Origin of the sequence: Armatimonas sp., from assembly GCF_043760365.1 — a bacterium.
Taxonomy (GTDB): domain Bacteria; phylum Armatimonadota; class Armatimonadia; order Armatimonadales; family Armatimonadaceae; genus Armatimonas.
Window position 1 is genome coordinate 1 of record NZ_JAYUPA010000265.1, and the last position, 2,019, is coordinate 2,019.

Here is a 2,019-nt window from a genome sequence, read left to right on the forward strand (position 1 = left end):
ATCTCTTACTTTAATGTGACGATGGCTAAGCCGTTTCGTTGGACTTATACCGGGAAGGTTTTGACTACCTAATGTTGTTAATATTTACGCCGCGCTGTACTAGAAGGGCCAAAAACGCCAATCTGGAGGTAGGACAGGAAAGAATAAATAAGACAGTCTTAGAAAAATCGGTTAAGTCGCCTCTATTTTATCTGGTATTCTGGTATGGCTTTCTGGTTATATGGTATACTACAGACACGAAAACACCCCAGATAAGGAGTCTAGGTTTTGGTGAGAATGAGGCGCTGGGAGCAGAGCTTTTTCGGGGCGACTCGCGTAGAATCGCCTCACACGAGGCCGGAGCCAGAACGGGCGCTCTGGGGAAGGTTTGGGGACAGGTATGAAGATCATTACCATCACGGGCTACAAGGGAGGCGTCGGAAAAAGCACCGTCGCTGTGCACCTCGCCGCCTTCTTCAGCAAGAAGGGCAAGACCGTACTCGTGGACGGCGATCCCAACAGAACATCCGTCGCCTGGGCGGAGCGGGGAAGCCTGCCTTTCGAGGTCGTGGATCAGCGCCAAGCCATGAAAGCTGTCGCGGGTGCGGACTTCATCATCATTGACACCCCGGCTCGCCCCGACTCCGACGACCTCAAGGAGCTGGCGAAGGGCTGTGATTTGATCGTCCTGCCCACCGCGCCCGACGTGCTCAGCCTTCAGCCGATGCTGGAGACCTGCCGTGCGCTGCCTGGAGCCAAGTACCGGGCGCTGCTGACCATCGTGCCACCCCACCCCAGCCGCGAGGGGGAGATCATGCAGGCAGAGCTGCGTCAAGCGGGTATTGAGGTCTTCGAGGCCATGATCCGCCGCACCGTGGGCTTCCCCAAGTCGGCGCTGGCGGGCACGACAGTAGAGACGCTCGACGATCCCCGGCAGAAGGCGGCGTGGAGTGACTTCGAGAGCCTCGGCAAAGAGATACTGGAGCTGATCTGAGGACGTTGGAGTTTTAGAGAGAAGGAAACGAGATATGGACAACAAGCCACGGTATGCGGACATTATCCAGAAGGCAAGAGAGTCGGAGACCGCCGAGCCGGAACCTGAAGTAGAAGAGGCGGTTACTCTACCAGATAGCCAGAATGCCATATTAGAGGGAGGAGCTCCAGGCAAGGTAGTTGAGGAGATGGTAAACCTCTCGATCCGGGTGCCTAAGCGCCTTAGAATGCATTGGGTCGCCGAGGCCAAGCGGCACGACACGAGTATCACTGCAGTCATCACTGAGGCGCTCAACGCCAAGTTTGGAACACCCAGATAGTTTTCCCGAAGCGTTCTGGGAGTCTTGGAGACACCAGCGAAGCAACCAGCAGGAACTGAGGAGAAGACTTACAGAGGCAAACACTTCTCTTTTCGTCCCAGAGTCGCGTCACCCTTTGCGAAACGACGGTCAGGCACGAGTTTCTAGGCTCCTAAAAATGAGATGCCGTAGAGGGAGGCTCTCTCGGGGAGCGTTTGCCAAACTCTCGTTTGAGTTCTTAAACTTCTATTTTGAGACACAACCTAGGTACGAGGAGGTAGCGTTTGTCCCTCTCGAAGTATAGAATGCAATCAGCTTTACGGTGAAGGGGCAATCCTTCACCCCAGGAAAGGATCTTTCGATGCCACTTCACTCTTGGACCCGCCACTCATTGCTTGTTGGCCTCGTGGCACTGCACCTGATGATCGGGGTCGTTTCTGCTGGGGCGCAACAACGCAACGATGAAGACGCGATCAGTAGCAAAATCGTGGAGGAGAGACTCACTGGCTGGAAGCCCACTAAGGACAACGAGGCGACTCCTACGAAGCAACTCGCCTGCGTTGCAGGAGACTTATCCGGCGTATGGAGGTCAGACGGTAGCCAGATTAAGCTGTTTCCTTTAGGCAACAATCAGTATCGCGTTCTCTTTGCGACATGGGGGTGCCTTGGTCGATGGACGCTTGAGCGCACCGCTACCTACAGCAATGGAACCCTCTTGTTGAATCGCCCCGTTGAAGAGTATTGTCCT

2 protein-coding genes are annotated in these 2,019 nt (G+C 55.0%); both read left to right on the forward strand.

What is annotated here, in order from left to right:
* The first annotated feature begins 379 nt into the window (after positions 1-379).
* The gene (locus ACH2EH_RS06395) at positions 380-973 is read left to right on the forward strand and encodes an AAA family ATPase (protein ID WP_395140025.1); all 594 of its coding nucleotides are present in this window, start codon (positions 380-382) and stop codon (positions 971-973) included.
* A 34-nt stretch (positions 974-1,007) separates the two neighbouring features.
* Positions 1,008-1,292 (forward strand): hypothetical protein, encoded by a 285-nt coding sequence (locus ACH2EH_RS06400; protein ID WP_395140027.1) that lies wholly within the window; start codon positions 1,008-1,010, stop codon positions 1,290-1,292.
* Positions 1,293-2,019: the final 727 nt, after the last annotated feature.

Excerpts from the sequence above, each read along its gene's own strand:
- ACH2EH_RS06395 (WP_395140025.1), top strand. The coding sequence starts at position 380 with ATGAAGATCATTACCATCACGGGCTACAAGGGAGGCGTCGGAAAAAGC.
- ACH2EH_RS06400 (WP_395140027.1), top strand. The coding sequence starts at position 1,008 with ATGGACAACAAGCCACGGTATGCGGACATTATCCAGAAGGCAAGAGAG.